Here is a 24,589-nt window from a genome sequence, read left to right on the forward strand (position 1 = left end):
CCCGCACGGAGTGCGGGGACGGGATCAGGCGGTGACGGCGTTGAAGCCCGGGCGCGGCACGAGGTCCATCAGCATGGTGTCCATGCCGCCGTCCACGACCAGCTCGGCGCCGTTGAGGTAGCCGCTGCGCGGGCTGGCCAGGAACAGCGCGGCGTTGGCGATGTCGATGGGCTCGCCGATGCGCCGGCTGGCGGTGAGCGCGGCGCGCCGGGCCTCGAAGCCCGGCTCCTCGTAGAAGGCCGCCGACAGCGGGGTGCGGATCATGCCGGGACAGATGGCGTTGCTGCGCAGGCCCTGCGGGCCCCACTCCGCCGCGAGCTGGCGCGACATCAGCAGCACGCCGGCCTTGCTGGCGCTGTAGGCGCCGCTGCGCGTCTGCGGATGCAGCGCCGCGATGGAGGCGACGTTGACGATGCTGCCCTGCCCCGCCGCCAGCAGTTGCGGCTGGAAAGCGCGGGCGCACAGCAGCTGGCCGGTGAGGTTGATGGCCAGCACCGCGTTCCACTCCTCCACGCTCACGCTCTCCAGCGCGCCGGCTTTGAGCAGCCCGGCGTTGTTGACCAGCACGCCGCAGTCTCCCAGCTCGCGCTGCACCCGCTGCGCCGCCTCGCGCACGCTGCCTTCGCGGCTGACGTCGCACTCCAGTGCCAGCACCGTGCCGCCGACGGCGGCCAGGCGCGCGGCCACCTGCTCCGCCGCGGCGCCGTTGCGGTCCAGCAGCGCGACGCGGGCGCCGGCGGCCACCAGCTCGGCGGCGATGGCGGCGCCGATGCCGCTGCCCGCGCCGGTGACGGCGCAGACCCGGTTCTCAAGTTGTAGCCAGGAGCTGGGGGCTGGCGTCGTGGACATGGCTTGTCTCCTCGGTCTTTCAGTTCATGCACCGGACATTTCCATCTTGATTACGGGTAAACCCTGAATACCAAGGGCCACCGAAAGGCGCGAATCGTCCGGTGGCTTCACCTTGATCCCGGAAACTTTCCCTTCCGAATCAATGCTGAAGCCGTTTGCGATGGACTGAACTTTAGGTGCCGGCGAGGTTGCTTCCAATCGACAAAATCCGCGATGAACCGGACAATTCGTGCATCGCTTGGCGCTTCCACCGCACGATGACCACGGTTCCGAATTTCGCCCTGTACGGCCACGAGGCGCAGCCGAGCTGGCTGGACATGGTTCACGTCGAGCGCATTCCGGTGCGCTCCAGCCTGTTCAATTGGGAGATCGAGCCGCATGTGCACGACGCGCTGCTGCAGCTGCTGTACGTGGTGGCCGGCGGAGGCGAGGTGTTCATCGACGAGCTGAAGTGGCCGGTGCGGCCACCCTGCCTGATCGTGGTGCCGGCCCACGCGGTGCACGGTTTTCACTTTCAGCCCGACACCGACGGGCACGTGATCACGGCCGCGCAGCGGCCGCTGGAAGCCGCCGTGCAGGCCGTGGCGCCGGAGCTGCTGCCGCTGCTGCGCAGGCCGGCCGTGCTGCGGGTGGAGGTGGCCAGCCGCCCCGCCGAGGCGCTGCCGCCGCTGTTCGAGGCGGTGGAGCGCGAGACGCGCGTGCACGAGGCCGGGCAGATGGCGGTGGGCCTGTCGCTGCTGGTGGCGCTGCTGGTGCAGGTGGGGCGCATCGGCGCGGCGCAGCCGTCGGACGAGGAGGCCGTGCTGCGCTCGCGCAAGGCGCGGCAGGTGGAGCGCTTCCGGGCGCTGGTGGAGGCGCGCTTTCGCGAGCGCGTGTCCATCGAGGACTACGCCCAGGCGCTGGGCGTGAGCGCAGGGCAGCTCAGCCGGCTGTGCCGCGAGGTGCTGGGGATGTCGGCGCTGGACGTGGTCAACGCCCGCCTCGTGCACGAGGCGCAGCGCGAGCTCGCCTATTCGCTGCTGAGCATCAAGCAGATCGCCGCGGTGCTGGGCTTCGAGGACGAGGCCTACTTCGGGCGTTTCTTCAAGAAGCACACCGGGCACCGGCCCACGGCGTTCCGCGCCATGGCGCGGCAGCGGCTGGCGGCGGGGTGAGTCAACGCGCCGCCAGCTGCGCTGCGATCACAACTCGCGCAGCAGCTTCTGCACCTCGTCCTGGCTCCTGAAGTCCTTGCCCAGCTGCGCCAGCGCATCCAGCTCGGTGCGGGCCTGGGCGCGCTGGCCGGCCTCCATGTAGAGCTTGGCCAGCGCCAGGCGCCAGGCCGGGTCCTTGTCCTGCGCCACCACCTTCTTCTGGATCTCGATGGCGCGGTCCCACTGCTTGTTGGCTGCCAGCGCCAGCGCCAGCGTGTCCAGGAAGGCCGGCGTGTCGGGGCGCAGCTTGTTGGCCTTCTCCGCGGTTTCCACGGCCGTCGGGCGCTTGAGCTGCACCTGGACCCAGGCCAGGTTGTTCAGCACCACGGGATCGTCGGGGCGCAGCTTGAGCGCGTCGCTCAGGCGCGCCTCGGCTTGCGCGTAGTCGCGCTGCGCCAGGGCCACCTCGCTGAGGTGGAAGACGAAGCCGCCGTCCTGCGGATGGTCGGCCAGCCACTTGGTGGCGAAGGCCGAGGCGCCGGCCTTGTCCTCCTGCATGATCAGCGCGCCGTGCAGCTTCACGGCGATGGCGGTGCTGGCGGGCTGCTTGGCCAGCGCCGCGCGGTAGGCCGCGGTGGCTTCGCGCCCGTGCTTCTGCGCGGCCTCCACGTCACCTTCGAGCACCAGGCCCGCGGCCGCCATGTCCTTTTCCTTCTGCAGCGCGCGCGCCGTGGCCAGGGCCTGCGCCGGGCGGCTCGCCGCCAGCTGTGCCCCCGCGAGCCGCTGCGCCACGCCGAAGTCGGTGGGCGCCAGCGCGCGCGCGCGCTCCAGCGCGCCGATGGCGGCGTCGTAGTTCTTGGCCGCGAGCTGCACGTCGGCGAGCATGAGTTGCGCCTGCACCGAGTTGGGCTGCTTGGCCGCCACCTGGCCCAGGCTGCTCACCGACTGGTTGAAGTCGCCGCTGATGGCCTGCACGCGCGCGAGCTCGGCCAGCACGGCGGCGTTGTCCGGCAGCGCGGCCACGGCCTCCTGCGCCGCAGCCAGCGCGGCGGAGTTGTCCTTCTGGCCGAGGTGATGCTCCACCAGCATGACGCGGGCGTTCTGGTCATCGGGGTTGGCGCGCACGGCGTCTTCGAGCATCGAGCGCACCTCGCTGGCCGGGGCGCCGGCGGCCTGGCGGATGCGCGCCACCGCCAGCAGCGCACCCGCGTTGCGCGCGTCGGCCTTGAGCACGGCGTCGAAGCGCTTGCGCGCGGCGTCGAACTGCTTGTCGCGCACGTCCAGCTCGGCCAGCGCCATCGCGGCCTGCAGGTTGGTCGGCTCGGCCTTGACGGCCTGCTCCAGGCTCTGGCGTGCCTTGTCGGGCTGCTTGAGCGCGAGCTGGGCGCGCGCGCGCAGCAGCGGCGCCAGCGCCTGGCCCGGCACCTTCTTCTCCAGCGCGTCGATGGCCTGCAGCGCGGCGTCGAACTCGCGCCGGCGCATGCGCTCGTTGATCAGCGCCAGGTCGGCGGTGGTGCCCTTGTCGTCGGCCGCGGTGGCTTGCAGCGTCTCCAGCGCCGAGGCGTCGCCGCGCGCGAGGCGGTTCAGCGCCAGCGCGACGCGGGCACGCTTGTCGTTCGGGTCCTGCGCCGCGGCGCGCTTGTACAGCGCCTCGGCACGCTCCAGGTCGCCCGACTGCTGGTAGGCCTGCGCCGCCAGCCCCAGCGTGGCGGTGGAGGCGTTCTTGTCGTCGAGCAGCGGCTGCAGCACCGACAGCGCCTTGGCGGTGTCGCCGGTGCGCAGCAGCGCCTGGGCCAGCAGCTGGCGCGTGGGCGCGGAGTCCGGCACCAGGCTCTGCGCCTTGCCCAGGTGCGCGATGGCCTGCGCGAAGTTGCCGGACTCGTATTCCACGGTGCCGGCAAGCTGCAGCGCGTAGGGATGGCTCGGAGCGACCTTGAGCACGGCCTGCACCAGCTCGCGCGAGGTCTTGAGGTCGCCGCGGCGCAGCGTGGACTGCGCCTCCAGCAGCTTGGTCTGCGGGTGGTCGGGCAGGACGCTCTTGAGCTGGGCGATCTGCTTGTCGGCCTCCTCGAACTTCTTCTGCGCGTTCAGCAGCCCGATGTAGCCGGCATGCGCGCCCAGGCCGTCCTTGCGCGCGGCCAGCGCCTGCTGGTAGGCCTTGGCGGCGGCGTCCGCGTCCTCGGCGGCCTGGGCCAGCGCCGCCTGCAGCAGCCAGGCCTCATAAGACTTGGGGTGCTTCTGCAGCACCTCGTCGACCAGCTTGCGCGCGCCCGGCAGGTCCGGCGCCGCGGCCTGCAACCGCGCCTGCAGCAGCCGCGCCTGCACATGTTCGGCATCGGCCTCCAGCGCCGCCTTCAGCGCGGCCTCGCCCTGCTCGCGCTTGCCCTGCGCCAGCCAGGCCTGGGCCAGCGTCGTCTGCAGCGCGGCCTTGGCGCGCGGCTGTGCCAGCGCCGTGGTGGCGTAGCGCTGCACCACCTGCTCGGCCTTGCCCTGGGCCAGTAGCACCGCGGCCATCAGCGGCACGGCCTCGTCCTGCACGCTGCCCAGTTCCAGCGCCTTGTTGGCCTGCACCTCGGCGCCCACCACGTCGCCCTGGTCCAGCAGCGCGCGGCCCAAGAGCACGCGCGCCTCGGCCAGGTCGGGCGACTGCTGCAGCGCGTTCTTGAGCTGGATGGTCGCGGCCTTGAAATCGTTCTGCTCGATGTAGCTGCGCGCCGAGGCGACGAGCTCCTTGGGATCGCGGTCCGAGCCGCAACCCAGCAGCGCCGCGGACGACAGCAGGCACAGCGACAGGGACAAGGACAGGCGGCGAGGTGTCTTCATGGAGGAAAAACGGCGCGCGGCGCGTGCGTACCGCGCCGGGGGTGGAAATGGAGAGGGGACAGGCAGACCTGCCGGGCTCGGCCCCGGCGCGGCAGCGGCCCGCCGTGCAGACCGGGCTGCCCCGGCGCAACGGGACGCGGCCGAGTATAGGTTTGCGCGCTGTCCCCGGCCCTCCGGACACTTGACGCACCGCAACCGCCCCGCAGCCCCTGCGCGGCAGCCGCCGTGCGACGGCGGACGCGGCATTGTCAGGGCAGACCCCCAGCCGCCCCGCACCGGGCGCTACGGCCGCCCGTCAGGAGTTCACGACTTCAATGGGCGACTCGTCCGCCGCGAGCTGCTTGCTGCAGGCGTCGCAGGCTCGACCGGCAGCGGGCCCGATCCCGGCCGGCCGCGCTCAACCCAACAGCCGCAGCGTCGCCTCCCGCGCCTGCCGCGCCCAGCCCAGCGGCCCGGCGATGGGCGCGCGCACGTGATGCGGGATCTCCACGCTCAGCGGCAGCGCCGGCGGCAGGGCCGAGAGCATGGCCTGGATGTCAATGCCGCCCTCGCCCGGCAGCAGCCGCTCGCAGCGCGCGGTGTGGATCAGCCCCTCCACCGTGTCCGGTACCTGCGCCGGCGCGTCGCAGACCTGGGCGTAGTGCAGCAGCTCGCGCGGCAGCGCCGCCACCTGCGCCAGCGGGCTGTAGCAGCGGGCCCAGTGCAGCGCATCGACCAGGATGCCGGCATTTGCCGGCCGGCCGGCGGCCTCCACCAGGCGCAGCGCGCTGGCCACGTCGGGCACCGCCGTCCAGGGCATGAACTCGATGCTGGGATGCAGCCCGTAGGGCCGCGCCAGCTCGCACAGCGCGGCATAGGACTGCGCCAGGCGCGGCGGCTCGCGGTCGTCCCCGCCGACCAGGATGCTGTGCGCGCCCAGCTCGGCGCCGACCTCGCAGAAGCGCTGGTAGGTACGCGCATCGAAGCGCTCGTCCAGGCGCACGATCTCCAGGTCGAACAGCTTCACGCCGCTGTCGTCCAGGCGCCGTCGCGTCTCGCGCAGCAGCGCCGGGTCGTCCATCAGCGGGTAGGCCAGGCCGCCGGGCGCGGAAGGCAGCAGCCGGATGCCGGCATGGGAGTAGCCGGCCGCGGCGGCGGTCTCGATCACCTGCGGCGGCGCAAGCTCCAGCACGGTCAGATGGGCCAGCGACAAGGGGCGAAGGGGGCGGATCATGCAAGAGCTCCCGGGTTGAAAGGCATGGATGTCAGTTCGCCAGCCAGCGCGCCGGCACGGTGACGATGGCGGGGAAGAACACCATCAGGAACATGACGATGAACTGCGCCGTCATGAACGGGATCACGCCGCGGGTGACCTCGTCCATCTTCATGCGGCCCACGCCGGCCACGACGTTGAGCACCGTGCCCACGGGCGGCGTGATCAGGCCGATGGCGTTGTTGATGATGAACAGCACGCCGAAGTACACCGGGTCGATCCCCGCGGCCTTGATCACGGGCATGAGCACCGGGGTCATGATCAGGATGGTGGGCGTCATGTCCATGGCGGTGCCCACGGCCATCACCAGGAACATGATGGCGATGAGCAGCAGCGTCTGGTTGCCCATGAAGGGCTCCAGCAGGCTGATCATCTGGCTGGGGATGTCGGCCACCGTGATGAGCCAGGCCGACACCATCGCCGCGGCGACCAGGAACATGATCACGGCGGTGGTCTTGGCCGCGGAGACGAACACCTCGTAGAGCTGGTGCAGCTTCATCTCGCGGTACACCAGCATCGACACCAGCAGCGCGTAGACGGCGGCCACCACGGCGGCTTCGGTGGGCGTGAACACGCCCATCTTCAAGCCCACGATCACGATCACCGGCAGCCCCAGTGCCCACAGCGACTCGCGGAAAGCGGCCATCTGCTGCTTGAAGCTGGCCTTGGGCGGGGGCTGGATGTTCTCGCGCTTGGCCACGATGTACCAGGCCACGGCGATGGCGCCGCCCATGAGGATGCCCGGCACGATCCCGGCCAGGAACAGCTTGGAGATGGAGACGTTGGCCGCGACGCCGAAGATCACGAAGCCGATGGACGGCGGGATGACGGGGGCGATGATGCCTGCCGAGGCGATGAGGCCCCCGCTCCTGGCCTTGTCATGCCCGGCCTTGACCATCATGGGCAGCAGGAGAGCTGCCAGCGCCGCGGTGTCGGCCACCGCGGAGCCCGACAGGGCCGCCAGCATGCACGCGGCCAGGATGGCCACGAACCCCAGGCCGCCGCGCTTGTGGCCCACGAGCGTGAGCGCGAGCTTGACGATGCGCGCCGAGAGGCCGCCGACGTTCATGATCTCGCCGGCGAGCATGAAGAACGGGACCGCGAGCAGCGGGAAGCTGTCGGCGCCGTTGATGACGTTCTGCGCCAGGATCTGCGCATCGAACATGTCCAGGTGCCACATCAGCGCCACGCCCGAGACCAGCAGCGAGTAGGCGATGGGGATGCCCAGCGCCATGGCGCCCAGCAGCGAGCCCAGGAAGATGAAGACGGTCATGGTTCGCGCTCCTTCAGGCCTTGGCGGGCTGGTCGAGGTGCAGGTCCTGCAGCTGCGCCAGGTCCTCGGACTCGCGCACCGCCACCAGTTCCGCATCGGAGAGCTGCCCACTGAGCACGCGCCACAGGCCGTGCAGCAGCAGCAGGCCGCCCAGCAGCGCGAACACCGCGCCGCTGGCGTAGAAGATCGCCATGGACCAGCCGGTCACAGGCGCAACCACCTCGCGGTTGATCTGCACTTGCGCCACGGCGCCGTCCCACAGCAGCCAGGTGACGTAGAGCATGGCCAGGTGCGACAGCACCAGGCAGGCCTTCTTGCCGGCGGAGCCCAGGCGCGAGACCAGCATGTCCGAGCCCAGGTGCCCGCGCTCGTGGATCGCGACCACAGCGCCGATGAAGGTCAGCCACACGAACAGCCAGCGGGCGATTTCCTCGCTGACGGAGATGCCGGAATTGAAGGCGTAGCGCAGCACGACGTTGCCGAACACCAGCAGCACCATCAGGGCCAGGCACAGGGCCAGCAACGCGTCGAGCAGCCGGCAGCCGCCGGCGATGAGTCGGGTCATGAAAGTCTTCTCCAGGTGGGACGCCGCCTTGCACCGCGGCGCGGGCGCGGCCGGCAAGGCCGGCCTGTGAGCGGTCTGTCACTCCACTGTTCCGTTCGCCCTGAGCCCTTCGACAAGCTCAGGACAGGCTTGTCGAAGGGCCTGCGGCCGAACCGGGCAGCAGGGCTTCGACAGGCTCAGCCCGAATGGGAAATGTTTCGGTCTACAGGCGGCGTCTCGGCCGCCATCGTTTACTTCAGCGGCGAGATCGCCGTGGGCATGAAGATCTGCGACTGCATGTCCGAGGTGAGCCAGTCCGGGCCACCCTTGGGCGGCCACACGCCCTGCTTGACCGCGTCGGCGCGCGCGGCCGAACGCTCGTTGAGGCTGGCCGCCGGCCAGAAGTGCGTGAAGCGCGGCGTGCCGTCCAGCGCGTACATGGCCAGCAGGCAGGGCGAGATCTCATTGCGCGCGGGCAGCGCGGCCTTCCAGGCGTCCAGCGTGGGCTGCAGCCCGCCCGTCTTGACCTGGTAGGTGCGCACCTCGTAGACGGGGCCGTAGCTGCCGGGCTTGGGCGGCTCCATCCAGGGGAAGCCGGCGTAGCTGTGCATCTCCAGGCCGGTGAGCAGCGCGCCGCAGTGGAAGGGGTCGCTGGACAGCAGCGCGCGGCGGCGCTCGGCCAGCAGCTCGGCCTCATCGTTGAAGCCGCGCAGCACCAGGATCTGGTTCAGTGCCCCGATGTCGGAGTACCAGCAACCCAGCAGCTGGCCGCGGGCCTCGGCCGCCTGCACCCAGGCCTGGATGCCTTCGGTGGCCTTGGCGGTGGTGAAGAGGCGCGTCGTCAGGGTGGCGAGTTCGTAATACATGGGAAAGCTCCGTGAGCGGGAAAGAGGTGGTGGAAATTCAGGTTGCGGCCACGGCCGCCGGTGCGAGCGCGGCAGCCGACAGCCGCGCCTGCGCCGCGTCATGCGCGGCGATGAAGCCGAAGGTCATGGCCGGGCCCAGGGTGATGCCGCCGCTGGGGTAGTGGCCGCCCAGGACGCTGGACATGTCGTTGCCCGCGGCCCACAGGCCCGGGATGGGCGCGCCCCGGGCATCGAGCACGCGCGCGGCCGCGTCGGTGCGCAATCCGGCGAAGGTGCCCAGGCTGCCGGGGACGATGCGCACGGCATAGAACGGCCCGTGCTCGATGGGCGCCACGCAGGGATTGGGCTGCTGCGCCGCCTCGCCCTGCACGCGGTTGTAGGGCGTGTCGCCGCGATGGAAGGCGCCGTCGCGGCCCTGGCGCGCGTCGGCATTGAAGCGCTCGACCGTGGCCTGCAGCGCGGCGGCGTCGATGCCGCAGGCCTGCGCCAGCGCCTGCAGGCTGGCGCCGCGCTTGAGATAGCCGCGCTGCAGCCACGGCCGCATCGGCACCGGCGCCGGCCGCACGCGGCCCAGGCCGTAGCGGCGGATGAAGCGGTGGTCGCAGATCAGCCAGGCCTGCACCGCGTCGCCGGCCGGCGTGGCGCGCACCAGGGCGCTCATGACGTCGTGGTAGCTGTCGGCCTCGTTGGTGAAGCGCTCTCCATTGGCGCGCACCGCGATCACGCCGGGCTTGGCGCGCTCGACCAGGTGCGGGAAGTGGCCGGTGCTGCCGTCGCCGCGCGGCACCAGCGACACCGGCGCCCAGGCGATGGGCGAGGCCAGCGTGTCGTCCACCACGCCGCCGGCACCCTCGCCCAGGCGCAGCCCGTCGCCGGTGTTGGACGAAGGCGCGGCCGACCAGTGCGCCGCCGCCGCGGCGGGATCGCCCAGCAGCGCCTGGCGCCGCGCCGGGTCGTGCGGGAAGCCGCCGCAGGCCAGCACCACGCCGCGGCGGGCGTGCACCGTCACGTCGCCCTGCGCGGTCTTCACCACCGCGCCGGTGACGCGCCCGCCCTCGGTGAGCAGCCGCCGCACCGGGCTGGACACGCGCAGCTGCACACCGCGGTCCAGCGCCGATTTCAACAATCCGCCCACCAGCGCGTTGCCCGCCACCAGCCGCATGCCGCGGCGATGCAGCAGCAGGTCTTTCACATGCGCCGCCACGCGCCTGGCGACGTAGCCGAAGGCGCCGGCCGAGCGCATGGCGTTGAAGAAATGCCTGAGCTCGCTGGCGGCGATGCCCATGCCCCAGAAGCTGATCAGGTCCAGCGGCCGGCGCAGGTAGGCCAGCGCCGGGCCCAGCGCGCGCGCGTCGAAGGGCGCGGCGCACACCGAGCGTCCGCCGGTGGCGGCACCGGGGCTGTGGCCGTGGAAGTCCGGCACGGCGTTGCCGTCGATGAAGTCCAGCGCCGTGGAGCTGCGGAAGAACTCCACCATGCGCGGCCCCTGCACCAGGAAGGCGTCGATGCGCGCCGCGTCGTACTGCGCGCCCAGCTCGTGGCGCAGGTACTCGCGCGGCGCCTGCAGCGGCTCGCGGATGCCGGCCTGCACCGCCAGCGGATTGCGCGGAATCCACATCCAGCCGCCGGACCAGGCGGTGGTGCCGCCCAGCACCGCCTCCTTCTCCACCACCAGCACCTGCAGCCCCAGCGACGCGGCGGTGACGGCGGTGGACAGGCCGCCCGCGCCGGAGCCGATCACCAGCAGGTCGCAGTGCGTGGGCACGGCCTCGGCGCCAACGCTGCCGTGCGGGACCAGGGCGGCCGGCACTCCGGCCCCGGACCGGCCCATGCGCGCGCTCATGCCGCCCAGGGTGGAGCTCGTCGCCATGGCGTTCAGCCCGCCAGCGGCCCGTCGGCCAGCAGGAACTCCACCATCAGCGCGCACACGCCGGCGAACATGTCGGCGCCCACCTGCGTGCCGCAGCCCAGCCCGCGCGCGGCCTCGATCAGCGGCGTGACGGCGGGCTTGGTGATGACGTCGCCCACGAACATGCCGCCGTCCAGGCCGGACACGTCGAAGGGCAGCGGGTCCGTGGCCTGCATGCCCACCGGCGTGGCGTTGATGACGAGATTGAAACCGCGCGGGTCGGCGCTGCCGGCGATGACCTGGTCGCCATGGCGTGCGCGCAGCCGCCCGATGAGGGCATCGCGCCGCGCCGCGTCGGGCTCTTGGATCGCCAGTTGCGCCACGCCCGCTTCCAGCAGCGCCAGCGCGATGGCCGAACCCGCGCCGCCCGCGCCGGCCAGCAGCGCGCGGCGGCCCCGCGGCTCGCAGCCGTTCTTGCGCAGGGCATGCACGTAGCCTTCGCCGTCGAAGTGGTCGCCGTGCCAGCGGCCGTCGGCGTTGCGGCGCAGGATGTTGACGCCGCCCAGGAAATGCGCGCGCTCGCTGGCGGTGGCGCAGTAGCGGTAGGCGTCGAGCTTGTGCGGCACGGTGACGATGACGCCATCCAGGTTGCGCATGCAGGCCGCGCCGCGCATGAAGGTGTCGAGGTTGGCGCTGCCGACATGCACCGGCATGACGACGGCATTGCGGCCGCGCTGCTGCAGCGTCTGCGTGACGCCGGCGGGCGATTTCACCTGGGCGATGGGGTCGCCGATGATGGCGACGACGCGCGTGGCGCCGTCGAGCGTGAAGCTGCTCATGGGTACTTGTGCCTTGCGTTGAGGAGGAGATTCAGGCCGCCAGCGCCATGGCTTGCGGGTGCTGGGGTTCGGCCGCGTTCGCGCCACCCTGGGCGCGGCGCGCGGCGTGGCGGCCGGCGAGGTAGCCGAACACCAGCCCGGGGCCCAGCGTGATGCCGGGTGCGGCATAGACGCCACCGAAGGCCGAGTGCATGTCGTTGCCCACGGCATACAGGCCGGCGATGGGCTGCTGTTGCGCGTCCAGCACGCGCGCCTGCTCGTCGGTGGCCCAGCCCTGGGCCGCGCCGATGTCGCCGGGGTAGAGCCGCACGGCGTAGAACGGGGCCTCGGTCAGCGGCCCGAGGTTGGGATTGCGCAGCCCCAGCGTGGCGTCGCCCATGTTGCGCGAGTAGTCGGTGCTGCCGCGCTGGAAATCCTCGTCCACGCCGGTCTGGGCGTAGTCGTTGATGCGCGCCACGCTGGCGCGCAGGCCGTCGGGGTCGATGCCCAGCTTGACGGCCAGCTCCTGCAGCGTCGCGCCCTGCGTGAGGTAGCCGTCGGCCAGGTAGGGCTCCAGGCCCTGCCCGCCCGGGCGCACCATGCCCATGCCGTATTTCTTGAGGGCACGGGCATCGGCGATCAGGTAGGCCGGCACGGCGCCGGCCTGCTGCATGCCGATGCCGAACAGGTGGTAGCTCGTGCTTTCGTTGAGGAAGCGGCGGCCGCGCGCATCGACCGTGATCATCCCGGGCTTGGCGCGGTCCATCAGGAAATGCGGGAACACGGCCCGCGAGCCGTCGGCGCGCCGGCGCAGCGACACCGGCGCCCAGAAGGCCGGGCTGAGCGCGCCCTCGCCGTAGCGCGCGCCCAGCTCGCGCAGCAGCTCATGCGCCTGGCCGGTGTGGCCCGGCGCGCCGGGGCACCAGACCTCGTCGGTGCCCAGCAGTTGCGCGCGCAAGCCTGGGTGCCGGTTGAAGCCGCCGCTGGCCAGCACCACGCCGCCGCTGACGCGCAGCTCGCGCCGCTGCCCGCCCTGCTTGACGGTGACCGCGGCGATGGCGCCGTTCTCGCGCCGGAACGCCGCCACCTCGGCCCGCATCGCCAGCTTGACCTTGGGCTGCCGCAGCAGCGAGTACAGCAGCCGGCCGCACAGCGCGTTGCCCATCAGCAGCCGCGTGCCGCGCGGGTGCTTGAGCCGGTCCATGGCGTGGCGCGCCAGGATGCGCAGGCTGTAGCGCAACGACCTGAAGGACTTCTTCATCGCCAGCAGGTGCGGGATGTCGTTGCGGTCCACCATCATCCCGCCCAGCACCGTGAACTCCGGGATGGGCGGACGCAGCAGGCTGAAATGCTGGCCCAGCAGCCGGCCGTCAAAGGGCAGCGGCTCCAGCGCGCGGCCGCGCAGCGTGGAGCCTGGCAGCTCGGAGATGTAGTCCGGGTGCGTGGGGTACGGGCGGAATTTCACCGCCGAGTGCCGCTCCACATGCGCCACCGCCTCGGGGCCGCTGCGCAGCAGCGCCTGGCGCAGCGTGCGCGGGGCGCGCTCGCCGATGGCGGCGTCGAGGTAGGTTTGCGCGTCCTGGAGCGTGTCGCCGGGGTTGACGGCCGCGCTGTGGCCCGTGCCCGGCACCCAGGTGGTGCCGCCCGAGAGCGCGCTGGTGCCGCCCACGAATTCGGTGCGCTCCACCAGCAGCACGCGCGCGCCGTCGAGGGCCGCGCACAGCGCGGCGGACATGCCGGCGGCGCCGGCGCCGATGACGACCACGTCGAAGCCGTCGCCGCCGGGCGGGAGGTCGGAGAGGTTGAGGAGCATGGTCTTACTTCCCCGCCGCCCGCACCTTGTCCACCTCGGCCACCATCTCCTTGACCAGATCCTCGCCCACGCTCTTGGCGTACTTGGCGAACACGGGGCGGGCCTTCTCGCGCATGCGGGCGATCTCGGCCGGCGCGACCTCGTTGACGGCGACATGCTTCTTCAGCTCCTCCAGCGCCGCGGCGTTCTTCTGGCGCGAGACCTTGCGCTGGTACAGCCCCGCCTCCACCGCGGCTTCCTGCAGCACCTTGCGCTCGTCGCCGCTGAGCTGGTCCCAGGCCTTCTTGCTGAAGGTCAGCAGCTGCGGGTTGTACATGTGGTTCGTCACCGAGTAGTACTTCTGCACCTCGTGGAACTTCTGCACCAGCATGGTGATGGGCGGGTTGGTGGCGCCGTCCATGGCCTTTTGCTCCAGCGCCGTGTACAGCTCCGGGAAAGGCAGCGGCACCGCGTTGGCGCCCAGCGTGTTGAGCAGGTCCAGGTAGATCGGGGTCTGGATGACGCGGATCTTCAGGCCCTGCAGATCCTCCAGCTTCGTGATGGGCCGCCTGCTGTTGTGCATGTTGCGGAAGCCCAGCTCCCAGTACGCCAGGCCCACCAGGCCCTTGGCCGGCATCAGCTCCAGCAGCTTGCGGCCCACCGGGCCGTCCACCACGGCGTCGGCCTCCTGGTAGGAGGAAAACAGGAACGGCAGGTCATAGACCGCCATCTCCTTGACGATGCCCTGCAGCAGGCTGGCGTTGGTCAGCGTGAATTCGATGGTGCCGCCCTGCACCGAGCTCAGCACCGGGATGTCGCCGCCCAGCGTGCCGCCGCCGAAGACCTTGACCTTCATCTTCCCGCCGCTCTTCTGGCCCACCAGCTGCGAGAACCTTTCCGCGCCGTCGTACTGCGCCGTGCCCTTGTCCACGACCAGCGCGAGCTTGAAGCTGCGCTCCTTGATGTCGGCCGCCTGCGCGGCGCCGGCCATCAGCAGCGAGCCGGCCAGCGTGGCGGCAAAGGTGTGAACCCACTTGAGCATCGTTGTCTCCTTCATCGTCTTGGTGCACCGGTATTCCCGGATAAGTGAAATCATAGTTCACCGAAACGTGAATAGGAAGCGCGGTGTTCGTTGCAACGCCCTAGAGATAACCCGACTCTCCCGCCTTTGAACAACCGATCCGACGCGCAGTCACTTTTTCAATTCACCATACAGTGAACTAGATTGGGACATCACCCCGTCACAATGCCGGGCAACCGAGCCCAGCCATGACCTCGCCCAAGAACGCCAACGAACCCCGTACCCGCGACGCCGAGCGCTCGCGCCAAGCCATCCTTGACGCCGCGCGCGCCGCCTTTGCCGAAAACGGGCTGGGCGGGACGCGGCTGGAGCACATTGCCGAGCGCGCCGGCGTGGACAAGCGGCTCATCTACTACTACTTCGAGAACAAGGAGAAGCTGTTCCTGGCCGCGCTGGAGGAGGTCTATGCCGACATCCGCCGCGCCGAGCTCGAGCTCAACCTGACGGAGCTCGATCCCGTGACCGCCATCCGCCGGCTCACGGAGTTCACGTGGCAGTACCACGCCGCGCACCCGGAGTTCATCACGCTGGTCAACAGCGAGAACCTGCACCGCGCCAAGCACCTGGCGCAGTCGCAGCGCATCCGCGAGCTGCACTCGCCGCTGATCGAGATCCTGGCCAAGGTGCTGGAGCGCGGGCGCACGGAAGGCGTGTTCCGCGGCGGCGTGGACCCGCAGCAGCTCTACATCACCATCGCCGGACTGAGCTACTTCTACCTCTCCAACCGCTACACGCTGTCCGTCATCTTCGGCCGCCCCACCGACACGCCCAAGGCGCTGCAGGAGCGCCTGTCGCACATCTGCGACGTGGTGCTGGGTTACCTGTTGCGCTGAGCAACTTGCGGCCCGCGGCCGGACGTTCCACGGTCATGAACACCCCGGGCATGCCCAGGGCCGGGCACGGGAGCGGACCAGGGTTTTGCCCGGCTTGCTGCCGGCGCGGACGCGAGCCTGGCGTCAGTCTCTTGCAAGTCTGGTGATGTTTGGATCGTGCAATCCGTCGCGTTTGCGGCGTCTTGACGCTTGAGCGGGCTCAAGCCGCCGCGGCCCGTGCCGGAAATGGCGTAGCGTGGCGCGCCCCGGTTCGTGGTGCGCTCGCCCACGCCTCAGCAGTAAAGAAAGTTCATGACCCAGAGCACCGTTCTCATCGTCGACGACAACCCGGAGAATCTGACCGTGCTCGGCGAGTCGTTGTGCGACCGCTACCAGGTGCGGGCGGCCAACTCCGGGGCGCGCGCCTTGCAGCTGGCCGCGCAGCAGCCCGTGCCGGACCTGATCCTGCTCGACATCATGATGCCGGCCATGAACGGCTACGAGGTGCTGCAGCGCCTGCGCGCGGCGCCCGAGACCCGCGACGTGCCGGTGATCTTCACCACCGCCATGGGCGCGGTCGAGGATGAGCAGCGCGGCCTGGAGCTGGGCGCGGTGGACTACATCGCCAAGCCGCTGCATCCGGCCATCGTGCTGGCGCGCGTGCAGACGCACCTGGAGCTCAAGCGCGCGCGCGACCTGCTGCGCCGCGACAAGGCCGCGCTGGAGGCCGAGATCGGCCGGCGCATGCACGAGAACCAGGTGATCCAGGACGTCACCATCCGCGCCCTGGCGCGCCTGGCCGAGACTCGCGACAACGAAACCGGCAACCACATCCTGCGCACGCAGGAGTACGTGCTGGTGCTGGCGCGCCGTGCGCGCGCTCGGCCGCGCTTCGCCGCCGAGCTCGACGAGCGCAGCATCGCGCTCATCGCCAAGTCCGCGCCGCTGCACGACATCGGCAAGGTGGGCATCCCCGACCACATCCTGCTCAAGCCCGGCAAGCTCAACGCCGAGGAATGGGCCGTGATGAAGACGCACGCCCAGCTCGGCGCCGCGGCCATCGAGCGCGCGGTGCAGGACATGCACGAGCCGGTGGACTTCCTGGCCTACGCCTGCCAGATCGCGCTGCGGCACCACGAGCGCTGGGACGGCAGCGGCTATCCCGGCGGGCTCGCGGGCGAGGACATCCCGCTGGCGGCGCGGCTCATGGCGCTGGCCGACGTGTTCGATGCGCTGATCTCGCGCCGCGTCTACAAGGCACCCATGCCGCTGCCCGAGGTGCGCGAGGTGCTGGCACGCGAGCGCGGGCGCCACTTCGACCCGGAGCTGCTCGATGTCTTCCTCGAAGGCTTCGAGGAGTTCTGCGACATCGCGCGGCGCTATCCGGCCGAGCCGGCGGCCCAGGCCAGCGCCGCGGCGCTGGCCTGAGGCCGGCCCGGCCATGCCAGCGTCTCAGCCCGCAGCGGCAGGCCCGAGCCGCGCTGCCGCGCTGCGCCTGGCCCTGCTCTATGCCGCGGGCGGCGCGCTGTGGATTCTGGGCTCCGACTGGTTGCTGGCGCGACTGATCGAGGACCCGGGCTGGCTGGTCCAGGCCGGCGCGCTCAAGGGCTGGGGCTTCGTCGCCGTGACGGCGACCCTGCTCTACCTGCTGTCCAAAAGGACGCTGCACGCGACGCCGGCCGAGGCGTGGGCGGAGCCGGCGCCTCGGCCGCGGCGCCTGGCGCTGCTGGCCGTGTCGGCCGCCGTCGTCGGCCTGACGGCCGCGGCCCTGGCCTACAGCATCAACGAGCGGCGCGCCCAGCAACTGCGCCAGATCGAGGCGGTGGCCGCCCAGCATGCCAGCCAAGTCGGCACGTGGTTTTCGTACCGCCAGTCGCAGGCGCGCTTCGTGCGCTCCAGCAGCATCTACGCCGCCTTCCATCAGCGCTGGGTCGAGGGCGACCCAGCCGCGCTCGACCAGCTGCTGGAGCGGCTGGTCGTCATGCGCCAGGCCTTCGGCAACCACTCCGTCATGGTGTGCGACGAGCGGGGCGAGCTGATCATCACGGAGGAAAAGGACCGCCGGCCTGCCAACCGGCTGCCGCCGCCACTGCGCGCCGGCGTGCTGCGCGCCATCGCCACCGGCGAGATCCAGCACGTGGCCAGCGGCAACGACGCCGCGGGCACGGCTTGGCTCGACATGGTGGTCCCGGTGCAGGGCAACGGCACGCGCGCCAAGCTGGCGGTGGTACTGCGCATGGACCTGGGCGACTTCGTGCTGCCGATGCTGCGCACCTGGCCCTCGGCCAGCCGCGGCGGCACGACGCTGCTGGTGCGCCGTGAAGGCGACGCGCTCATCGGCGTCTTCGGCAACCATCCGATCCCGGTGGACACGCCCGGCCTGCTGGCCGGGCTGGCCCTGCAGGGCCGGATTCCCTTTGGCCGTGCCGTGGAGGGAGTGGACTTCCGCGGCGTGCCGGTCTTCGGCGCGGTGCGCATCGTGCCTGGCACGGACTGGCTGCTCGTGTCCAAGATGGACGTGGCCGATCTGCGCGCCGAGTCGCTGCGCGGAGCGCTCTGGATTGCCGCCACCGGCGCCATGGCGCTGCTGGGCGCGGCCATCGGCGCGGCGATGCATCGCGAGCGCGGTGCGCGCGAGGCCGCGCAGGCCCGGCAGCGGCATCAGGAGGAGCGGCTGCACTCCATGGCGCTGGTGCAGGCGGTGACGGACTCGGTGCTGGAGCACATGGCGGTGCTCGACCGCCACGGCCTGATCGTCAAGGTCAACGCCGCCTGGGTGCGCTTTGCCGCCGACAACGGATTCAGCGCCGCGCCGGGTGCCCCCACCGCGGGCCTGGGCATGGACTACCTGGCGCTGTGCCGCGGCGTCACGGGCCCGGGAGCCGAGGAGGCTCGGACCGCCGCCGCGGGCATCGAGGCGGTGCTCACCAGCCGCCAGCCCGCGTTCTCGCTGCAGTACGCCTGCGACACGCCGCACGGCCGGCGCTGGTTCCACATGACCGTGACGCCGCTGCGCACCGAGGGCGGTGGCGCCGTGGTGGTGCACAGCGACGTCACCGAGCGCCACCAGGCCAAGGAGCAGCTGCGCAAGCTGTCGCTGGCCGTGGAGCAGAGCCCCATCGCCATCGCGATCGCCGACACCGAGGGCCGCATCGAGTACGTCAACGATGCCTTCAGCCGCGTCACCGGTTTCCGTCGCGAGGAAGCCCTGGGCCAGCAGCACCGGGTGTTGCGCCCCGACGGCTTGCCGCCCGCGCGCGAGGCCGCCATCCGCGCCGCGCTGCAGCTGGGCCAGAGCTGGTCGGGCGAGCTGCAGTGCCTGCGCCGCGACGGCCGGCCGTATCACGAGCTCGTGCATGCCGCGCCCATCCGCCAGCCCGACGGGCGCATCACGCATCACCTCTGGATCGGCGAGGACGTGACGGAGAAAAAGCGCATCGCCGCCGAGCTCGACCGGCATCGCCACCGGCTGCAGGAGCTGGTGGACGAGCGCACCCGGCAGCTGCTGCGGGTCAACACCGAGCTGATGCTGGCGCGCGACCGCGCCGACGCGGCCAGCCAGGCCAAGAGCGCCTTCCTGGCCAACATGAGCCACGAGATCCGCACGCCGCTGAACGCCATCCTGGGCTTGACGTACCTGCTGCGCCGGGACGTGCCCGATCCGGCGCAGGCCGAGCGGCTGGCCCGCGTGGGCGCCGCCGCGGGGCACCTGATGCAGCTCATCAACGACATCCTGGACCTCTCCAAGATCGAGGCCGGCCGGCTGGAACTGGAGGAGACGGACTTCTCGCTGCGCGCGCTGCTGGCCGGCGCGCGCGCGCTGGTGGCCGAGGCCGCGCAGGCCAAGGGGCTGGTGCTGGAGGTGGACGCCGGCGAGCTGCCCGACGCGCTGCGCGGCGACCCGACGCGGCTGTCCCAGGCGCTGCTCAACCTGATGAGCAACGCCGTGAAGTTCACGGCGCGCGGACGCGTCGAGGTGCGGGCGCAACTGCTGCACCGCGAGCAGCAGGAGCTCACGCTGTGCCTGCGCGTGCGCGACACGGGCATCGGCATCGACCCGCGGGAGCTGGAGCAGCTCTTCGCCGCCTTCGTGCAGTCCGACGCCTCGACCACGCGCCGCTTCGGCGGCACGGGGCTGGGCCTGGCCATCACGCGGCGCCTGGCGTCGATGATGGGCGGCCAGGCCGGCGCGAGCAGCGAGCCGGCCGTGGGCAGCGAGTTCTGGTTCAGCGCACGGGTGCGCGAGGGCCGGCCGGAGGCCGCCGTGGCGCCGCTGGAAGGCTGCGATGCCGACACGCTGCGCCAGGACTGCGCCGGCGCGCGCGTGCTGCTGGTGGAGGACGACCCGGCCAGCCGCGAGCTGGTGCTGGAGCTGCTGCAGTCGGCCGGGCTGCGGGTCGAGACGGTCGCCGACGGGCTGCAGGCCGTCGAGGCGGCGCGCGGCGCCCGCCACCACGACCTGATCCTGATGGACGTGCAGATGCCGGTGATGGACGGGCTGGCAGCCACGCAGCGCATCCGCGCCCTGCCCGCTCACGCCGCCACGCCCATCCTGGCCCTGACGGCCAAGGCCTTCGCCCAGGATCGGGCCGGCTGCCTGGCTGCGGGCATGAACGACCACGTGCCCAAGCCGGTCGATCCGCCGCGCCTGTATGCCGCGCTGCGGCGCTGGCTGCCCAAGCGGGGCAAGGGCGCGCCGGCGCGGCTCCCGGCGCAGGCCGGCCCCATGGCCGGGCCGGACAACGCGCACACCGTGGGGGCAGCGCAACTGGAACAGCTGGCGCGGCTGTTGCGCGCCGGCGATTTCCGGGCGGTGGCGCGCTGGCGCGAGCTCGCGCCGGCGCTGCGCCGCACCCATGCCGGGGCGGCGGCCGAGATCGAGGCCCGGCTCACGGGCTTCGACTTCGAGGGCGCGCTGGCCCGGCTGGAGGCCCTGGAGCGGGCCGGAAACGGGACGGCGTAGCCGGCCGGGAGCGCCCGGCCAGGCCGTCTGGCGGCCGCAGCCGCCCGGTTCAACGCCTGGCCCCGGCCCCCCGGCGGCGGCCCGAGACCGGGATCAAAGCCCGTAACGCAGCTGCACGTAGAGGGCGCTGTTGGCCCGCAGCTGGCCGAAGGAGCTGTACCGGTGACCGAAGTAGCGGTCGCCGCCCACCAGCAGCTGCCAATGGTCGTCCAGTGCCACTTCGGCGCGTGCGCGCAGCAGCCCGCTGGCGCCGCCCGGGCCGCCCCACAGGGCCACGCCGTTGGTTTCCAGCGTCACCGTGTCGTTGTTCAGCCGACGCGCCAGGCGCCACAGCACGCCGGCCTGGTTGCGGCCGGACTGGCCGCTGGTGGCCAGCTGACGCCAGGCCAGCTCGCGCAGCGGGCCTGAGACCCATTGGTCGGGATCGCCGAAGCGATCCACGTGCAGCACGGTGGCCTGCAGGCCCAGCGTGGTGCTCTCGGGCAGCGACCACTCCGGGCCGCCGACCAGCCACAGCTGCGGCTTCTTGTGGGTGAAATCGGCCGCGCCCTGGCTGTCGGTGCGCGTGAGGGCGGCCTCGGCGCGCCAGACCACGCCGTTGTGCACCGTGCTCATGTCCGCGCCGAACACGCGCAGGCGCTGGTTGCGCAGCACCACTTCCAGCCCGCCCGCGCCCAGCCTGCCCGGGAGCAGGTCGGGCATCGGGTCGCGGCCGTCGAAATAAGACAGCGAGCCGTCGATGCCGCCCTCGCCGTCGCTGGCGCCCACGCCCGAAACTTCCCAGCGCAGCGCCCACTGACCGGCGCGCGGCTTGTCGCGGCGGTAGCTCACCCCGGGCTGCCTCTCCAGCGGAATGATGTGGCTGGCCGCGCGCGGGAACCACAGCAGCGACACGCTGCCCAACGGCACGGCGGTTTCCAGCTTCAGCGCCTCGTTGCCGTGGCGCAGGTCGCCGTCCTCCGGCGCCAGCAGGGTGAGGTCGCGCGGCGACAGGTTGTCGGTGGGGTTGAGGCCGTCGGCACGGCCCCACACCACCATCTGGCGGCCCAGCCGCACCGACACCGGCCCGAACTCCTGGCGCCAGTACAGCTCGCGCACGCGCCCGTGCGGCGCATCGCCGTGGTTCTGCGCGCGCACCCAGCCGTTGGCCGCGAGCTGCCCCGCGGCGCCAGCGTCGATGCGCCCGCGCGCCCAGGCGCTGCCCGCGGCCACGGCCGGGCCGTCGTTGAGGTCACGGTCACTGCTCCAGGCATCGCCGCGCAGCGACAGCACGCCGTCGGCGCTGAGGTCCTGTGCCCACGCGCCCTGGCACAGGGCGGCGAGCACGACACTGGCAAGGACACGGCGTGGGCGCTTGCCCACTTCAATCACTGCTCCAGCCTCCCGGTGGCGAACAGATCGGCCTTGAGGCCCAGGTCTGCCTTGAAGTCGTCAAAGTGGATCGTGGTGCGGTGGCCGGTCTGCAGGTTCTCGGCCACGGAGTCCATGGCCTGGAACTTGCCGTTGCCCACCGGGCGGATGTCGCTGGCGGTGATGCGCTTGAGGGGCTGGCCCGCCACGTCCCAGAAGTCGATGCGGCTGGCCACGAAGTTGTCCTTGCGCACCCAGCTCACGCGCTTGGCATAGCCGGTGTTGTTCTTCACCGTGTCGTTGAGAGGTACCGACTCGATCACGTAGGCGGGCGCGCCGTCCACGGCTTCCTCGCGCAGCAGCGCGTGGCGCCATTCGGCCGTCTTGTGGCCGATGATGTCGCCGTAGCTGAAGTCGGTGCCCACGAAACTGTCGCGCTTGTTCGAGGCCGACAGGCGGCGCACCTTGCCCAGGGCGGGCAGGTAGATCCACATGTCGTCGTCGGCACCCGCATGCTCGACCAGCAGCGTGGCCGTGCCCTTGATGTCGGCGGGGCTGAGGAAGCGCACCAGGCGCATGTTGTCCTGGCCGTTGTCCTGCAGCTTGGTCAGGCCACGGGTCTTGCGCACGCGGCTGGCGCCGTCGCGGTTGGTGAGCGTGAACGTGGCGTTGGCGTCGGAGTCCTTGACCTTGGTCGCGGTGAGGCTCTTCTCGACCAGGTCAGCCGCCGAGGGCGTCTGGGCCTGGGCGCGGGCCACGAACAGCACCGCCGCCGAGCCGGCCAGCAACAGCGCCAGCAGCGACCACAGCGGGCGCTGCGCGTTGGTGCTGAAGATGAAGCGCGGACGCCACGACAGCACCAGTCCCGGCACCAGCGTGAGCGAGGCCCAGACGCTGACCACCATCGCCAGCACGATGAACATCGACAGCCACAGGTGGACGTTGTAGCCGATGGACAGCGCCAGCACGCCGTAGCCGCCGGCCACCGCGGTGGCCACGTACAGCGCCGCCTTGCCGGCGGTGGCCATGGTCTTCTTCAGCGCCGCGTTGGCGTCGGCACCCGCGCGCACCTGTTCGCGCATGCGGAACAGCAGGTAGATGGCGTAGTCCGCCCCGATGCCCACGGCCATGGCCGAGATCAGCGAGTTCGGGATGTTGAGCGGGATGCCGAACAGGCCCATCACGCCGAACACCGCCAGCACGGCCATGGCCAGCGGCATCAGCACGATCACGCCCGCCACCAGCGAGCGGAAGGCCAGCGCCGAGATCACGAAGATGGCCAGCGCGATCTGCACGATGTTGCGCAGCTTGCCGTTGACCATGGTCTCGGTCAGGGCAATGGTCTGGGTCACGTCGCCGCCGAAGCTCACGCGCACGTCGGAGCCGAAGGCGGCCCGGGTTTCCTGCTCCAGCTTGCTCACCAGCCCCTTGACCACCTGGTTGCTGCCGGTCTTGAGCAGCAGCGTGATCTTGGCGCGCTGGTAGTCGTAGTCGACGTAGGCGTTGAAGTCCTCGGGCTCGCCCGACATGGAGTACAGCAGCAGGTACTGCGACACCAGCTCCCCGTTGGAGGGCAGCACGTTGGCCGAGGCGGCATCGCCGTTCATGGCCTGGTTCATGCGCTTGAGGTAGTCGACGATGGAGATCGTCTTGCCCACCTCCGGCTGGGTCTCGGCGAAGCGCTGCACGCGCTCGATCGCGGCCAGGACCTGCGGCGACTTCATGGCATCGGCCTTGTCGCCCTCCACCATGATGTAGAGGCTGTTGGTGCCGCCGGTGGCCTGGTTCAGGTACTCGTCATCGACCTGCAGCGGCAGGTCCGAGGCGAAGTAGCGCTTGCTGGAGTTGTCGATCACGACCTTCTGGATGCCCAGCACGAACACCAGCGCCGTGACGGCCAGCGCGGCGTACATCGCGCGGCGCCGACCCGGCTGCAGCAGCAGGCCCGCCACGCCGTTGACCATGCGGTCCCAGATGCGCACGCGCGACTCCAGCGCCACATCCTTGTCGCTGGGCGGCTTGAGCATCGAGCGCACGGCGGGGATGAACGTCATCTCCAGCAGCGCGGCGCTCAGGATGCCCGCGCCGGTGAACACGCCGAAGGCGCGGATGGTCTGGATGTTGAACACCAGCAGCGAGAAGAAGCCCAGTGCCGCCACGCCGCCGGCAATGAGCATGACCGGGCCGACGCCGGCCAGCGAGCGGATCACGGCCTCCTGGTTGGCTTCCTTGGGCGTGAGCTGCGTGGTGCGCCGCAGCTCGGCGTACTCCTCGTAGTAGCGCTTGAGCAGCTGCACCGCGTGGCCCGCGGCCACCGCCAGGATCAGGATCGGCGTGGGCGAGTTGAAGATGTCCAGCGGCTGGCCCAGCAGGCCCATGAAGCCCATGCCCCAGGCCACGGCCATCACGGCCGTCACCAGCGGCAGGATCAGGCCCTGCTTGGTGCGGAAGGCCTCGAAGTGCAGCAGGCCGATGACGACGATGGCGATGGGGAACAGCAGGTTGATGCGCTCGGCGAACGCCTCGGTCTTGTCGAGATAGACGGGGTTGCCACCCATCCGGATCTCGACCTCGGGGCCGATTTCGGCGTCAACGACCTGGCGCACCGGCTCCACCATGTTGTGGAAGCCGTCGGAGCGCTCCTTGAGCTCCAGCATGATCACCGCGGTGCGGTAGTCGGGCGCCACGACCGTGTTGAGGTAGACGGGGTTGCTCTTGATCGTGGCCTTGAGGGCCTCGATGTCGGCCGGCGACAGCGTCGTGCCGCTGAGCAGCGGACGCGCCTCGAAGCCTTCGGCCGTGCCCTTGATGCCCTTGGCCTGGCGCGCGGCCAGGCTCACCAGGCTGGAGCGCACGACACCGGGCGTGGTCTCGAGCTTGCGCGTGATGCGCTCCACGCGCTCCAGCACCGCGGGCTGGAAGATGTCGCCTTCGCGCGGCGTGATGCCGATGAGCATCATGTACTTGGAGCCGAACACCTCGTCCACGCGGTTGGTGGCCTTGATGTAGGGATGGCCCTGCGGCGCCAGCGTGACGGGGTCGATGATGACCTTCAGGCCCGCGCCAAAGACGCCGAGCACGGCGGTGATGAGCAGGGTGATGGCGATCACCCACCGTCGGTGGCGTAGCAGCCACTGTGCATAAGATTTCATGGATTTACCTTGCAGGATCGGGTTGGGGTCGG

17 protein-coding genes are annotated in these 24,589 nt (G+C 71.2%); 4 read left to right on the forward strand and 13 right to left on the reverse strand.

What is annotated here, in order from left to right:
• Nucleotides 1–24: 24 nt before the first annotated feature.
• Nucleotides 25–849 (reverse strand): SDR family NAD(P)-dependent oxidoreductase, encoded by an 825-nt coding sequence (locus HHL10_RS23710; RefSeq protein WP_169162883.1) that lies wholly within the window; start codon nt 847–849, stop codon nt 25–27.
• 24 nt (nt 850–873) lie between these two features.
• A complete protein-coding gene (locus HHL10_RS30280; protein ID WP_205833184.1) occupies nt 874–1,047 on the reverse strand; it encodes a hypothetical protein in 174 nt (57 codons plus the stop codon).
• 59 nt (nt 1,048–1,106) lie between these two features.
• Between HHL10_RS30280 and HHL10_RS23715 the strand changes: the two genes are divergently transcribed.
• Entirely contained in the window at nt 1,107–2,003 is an 897-nt protein-coding gene (locus HHL10_RS23715; protein ID WP_169162884.1) for a helix-turn-helix domain-containing protein, read from the forward strand.
• Between the two features lie 27 nt (nt 2,004–2,030).
• Here HHL10_RS23715 and prsT read toward each other — a convergent pair whose 3' ends face one another.
• The 9 genes from prsT to HHL10_RS23760 form a co-directional block, all read right to left on the reverse strand.
• Entirely contained in the window at nt 2,031–4,805 is a 2,775-nt protein-coding gene (prsT, locus tag HHL10_RS23720) for an XrtA/PEP-CTERM system TPR-repeat protein PrsT (protein ID WP_169162885.1), read from the reverse strand.
• Nucleotides 4,806–5,202: 397 nt separating this feature from the next.
• Entirely contained in the window at nt 5,203–6,018 is an 816-nt protein-coding gene (locus HHL10_RS23725) for a sugar phosphate isomerase/epimerase family protein (protein WP_169162886.1), read from the reverse strand.
• A 31-nt stretch (nt 6,019–6,049) separates the two neighbouring features.
• A complete protein-coding gene (locus HHL10_RS23730) occupies nt 6,050–7,330 on the reverse strand; it encodes a TRAP transporter large permease subunit (protein WP_169162887.1) in 1,281 nt (426 codons plus the stop codon).
• A gap of 13 nt (nt 7,331–7,343) precedes the next feature.
• Complete coding sequence (locus HHL10_RS23735; RefSeq protein ID WP_169162888.1) at nt 7,344–7,895, reverse strand: TRAP transporter small permease; 552 nt, start codon at nt 7,893–7,895, stop codon at nt 7,344–7,346.
• Between the two features lie 230 nt (nt 7,896–8,125).
• Nucleotides 8,126–8,740, reverse strand: a complete 615-nt coding sequence (locus tag HHL10_RS23740) for an NIPSNAP family protein (protein ID WP_169162889.1) — start codon at nt 8,738–8,740, stop codon at nt 8,126–8,128.
• A gap of 37 nt (nt 8,741–8,777) precedes the next feature.
• On the reverse strand, nt 8,778–10,610 hold the full coding sequence (locus tag HHL10_RS23745; RefSeq protein ID WP_235971760.1) for an FAD-dependent oxidoreductase: 1,833 nt from the start codon (nt 10,608–10,610) through the stop codon (nt 8,778–8,780).
• Between the two features lie 5 nt (nt 10,611–10,615).
• Nucleotides 10,616–11,428 (reverse strand): shikimate dehydrogenase family protein, encoded by an 813-nt coding sequence (locus tag HHL10_RS23750; protein WP_169162890.1) that lies wholly within the window; start codon nt 11,426–11,428, stop codon nt 10,616–10,618.
• Between the two features lie 31 nt (nt 11,429–11,459).
• Nucleotides 11,460–13,220 carry an FAD-dependent oxidoreductase gene (locus tag HHL10_RS23755; protein WP_169162891.1) on the reverse strand — a complete coding sequence of 587 codons (1,761 nt, stop codon included), beginning with the start codon at nt 13,218–13,220 and terminating at the stop codon, nt 11,460–11,462.
• A gap of 4 nt (nt 13,221–13,224) precedes the next feature.
• Nucleotides 13,225–14,241, reverse strand: a complete 1,017-nt coding sequence (locus tag HHL10_RS23760; protein ID WP_169162892.1) for a TRAP transporter substrate-binding protein — start codon at nt 14,239–14,241, stop codon at nt 13,225–13,227.
• Nucleotides 14,242–14,468: 227 nt separating this feature from the next.
• Between HHL10_RS23760 and HHL10_RS23765 the strand changes: the two genes are divergently transcribed.
• The 3 genes from HHL10_RS23765 to HHL10_RS23775 all read left to right on the forward strand — a co-directional run bounded on the left by HHL10_RS23765 (nt 14,469) and on the right by HHL10_RS23775 (nt 20,055).
• Complete coding sequence (locus tag HHL10_RS23765; protein WP_169162893.1) at nt 14,469–15,113, forward strand: TetR/AcrR family transcriptional regulator; 645 nt, start codon at nt 14,469–14,471, stop codon at nt 15,111–15,113.
• A 291-nt stretch (nt 15,114–15,404) separates the two neighbouring features.
• Entirely contained in the window at nt 15,405–16,520 is a 1,116-nt protein-coding gene (locus HHL10_RS23770) for a response regulator (protein ID WP_169162894.1), read from the forward strand.
• A gap of 13 nt (nt 16,521–16,533) precedes the next feature.
• The gene (locus tag HHL10_RS23775; protein WP_169162895.1) at nt 16,534–20,055 is read left to right on the forward strand and encodes a PAS domain-containing hybrid sensor histidine kinase/response regulator family protein; all 3,522 of its coding nucleotides are present in this window, start codon (nt 16,534–16,536) and stop codon (nt 20,053–20,055) included.
• Nucleotides 20,056–20,148: 93 nt separating this feature from the next.
• Here the strand turns inward: HHL10_RS23775 and HHL10_RS23780 are convergent, their stop codons facing one another.
• Together HHL10_RS23780 and HHL10_RS23785 are read right to left on the reverse strand one after the other, a co-directional pair.
• Complete coding sequence (locus HHL10_RS23780) at nt 20,149–21,417, reverse strand: DUF1302 domain-containing protein (RefSeq protein ID WP_205833185.1); 1,269 nt, start codon at nt 21,415–21,417, stop codon at nt 20,149–20,151.
• Between the two features lie 5 nt (nt 21,418–21,422).
• Complete coding sequence (locus HHL10_RS23785; protein WP_205833186.1) at nt 21,423–24,557, reverse strand: outer membrane lipoprotein-sorting protein; 3,135 nt, start codon at nt 24,555–24,557, stop codon at nt 21,423–21,425.
• Nucleotides 24,558–24,589: the final 32 nt, after the last annotated feature.

This window comes from Azohydromonas caseinilytica (genome assembly GCF_012927045.1).
Classification (GTDB): Bacteria; Pseudomonadota; Gammaproteobacteria; order Burkholderiales; family Burkholderiaceae_C; genus Azohydromonas; species Azohydromonas caseinilytica.

What these genes read in the sequence shown, in the direction of transcription:
- HHL10_RS23785 (WP_205833186.1), bottom strand. Translation starts at nt 24,557, where the DNA reads ATGAAATCTTATGCACAGTGGCTGCTACGCCACCGACGGTGGGTGATC.
- HHL10_RS23710 (WP_169162883.1), bottom strand. Translation starts at nt 849, where the DNA reads ATGTCCACGACGCCAGCCCCCAGCTCCTGGCTACAACTTGAGAACCGG.
- HHL10_RS23740 (WP_169162889.1), bottom strand. Translation starts at nt 8,740, where the DNA reads ATGTATTACGAACTCGCCACCCTGACGACGCGCCTCTTCACCACCGCC.
- HHL10_RS23735 (WP_169162888.1), bottom strand. Translation starts at nt 7,895, where the DNA reads ATGACCCGACTCATCGCCGGCGGCTGCCGGCTGCTCGACGCGTTGCTG.
- HHL10_RS23775 (WP_169162895.1), top strand. Translation starts at nt 16,534, where the DNA reads ATGCCAGCGTCTCAGCCCGCAGCGGCAGGCCCGAGCCGCGCTGCCGCG.
- HHL10_RS23770 (WP_169162894.1), top strand. Translation starts at nt 15,405, where the DNA reads ATGACCCAGAGCACCGTTCTCATCGTCGACGACAACCCGGAGAATCTG.
- HHL10_RS23725 (WP_169162886.1), bottom strand. Translation starts at nt 6,018, where the DNA reads ATGATCCGCCCCCTTCGCCCCTTGTCGCTGGCCCATCTGACCGTGCTG.
- prsT (WP_169162885.1), bottom strand. Translation starts at nt 4,805, where the DNA reads ATGAAGACACCTCGCCGCCTGTCCTTGTCCCTGTCGCTGTGCCTGCTG.
- HHL10_RS23755 (WP_169162891.1), bottom strand. Translation starts at nt 13,220, where the DNA reads ATGCTCCTCAACCTCTCCGACCTCCCGCCCGGCGGCGACGGCTTCGAC.
- HHL10_RS23765 (WP_169162893.1), top strand. Translation starts at nt 14,469, where the DNA reads ATGACCTCGCCCAAGAACGCCAACGAACCCCGTACCCGCGACGCCGAG.
- HHL10_RS23760 (WP_169162892.1), bottom strand. Translation starts at nt 14,241, where the DNA reads ATGCTCAAGTGGGTTCACACCTTTGCCGCCACGCTGGCCGGCTCGCTG.
- HHL10_RS23715 (WP_169162884.1), top strand. Translation starts at nt 1,107, where the DNA reads ATGACCACGGTTCCGAATTTCGCCCTGTACGGCCACGAGGCGCAGCCG.
- HHL10_RS23750 (WP_169162890.1), bottom strand. Translation starts at nt 11,428, where the DNA reads ATGAGCAGCTTCACGCTCGACGGCGCCACGCGCGTCGTCGCCATCATC.
- HHL10_RS23745 (WP_235971760.1), bottom strand. Translation starts at nt 10,610, where the DNA reads ATGGCGACGAGCTCCACCCTGGGCGGCATGAGCGCGCGCATGGGCCGG.
- HHL10_RS23730 (WP_169162887.1), bottom strand. Translation starts at nt 7,330, where the DNA reads ATGACCGTCTTCATCTTCCTGGGCTCGCTGCTGGGCGCCATGGCGCTG.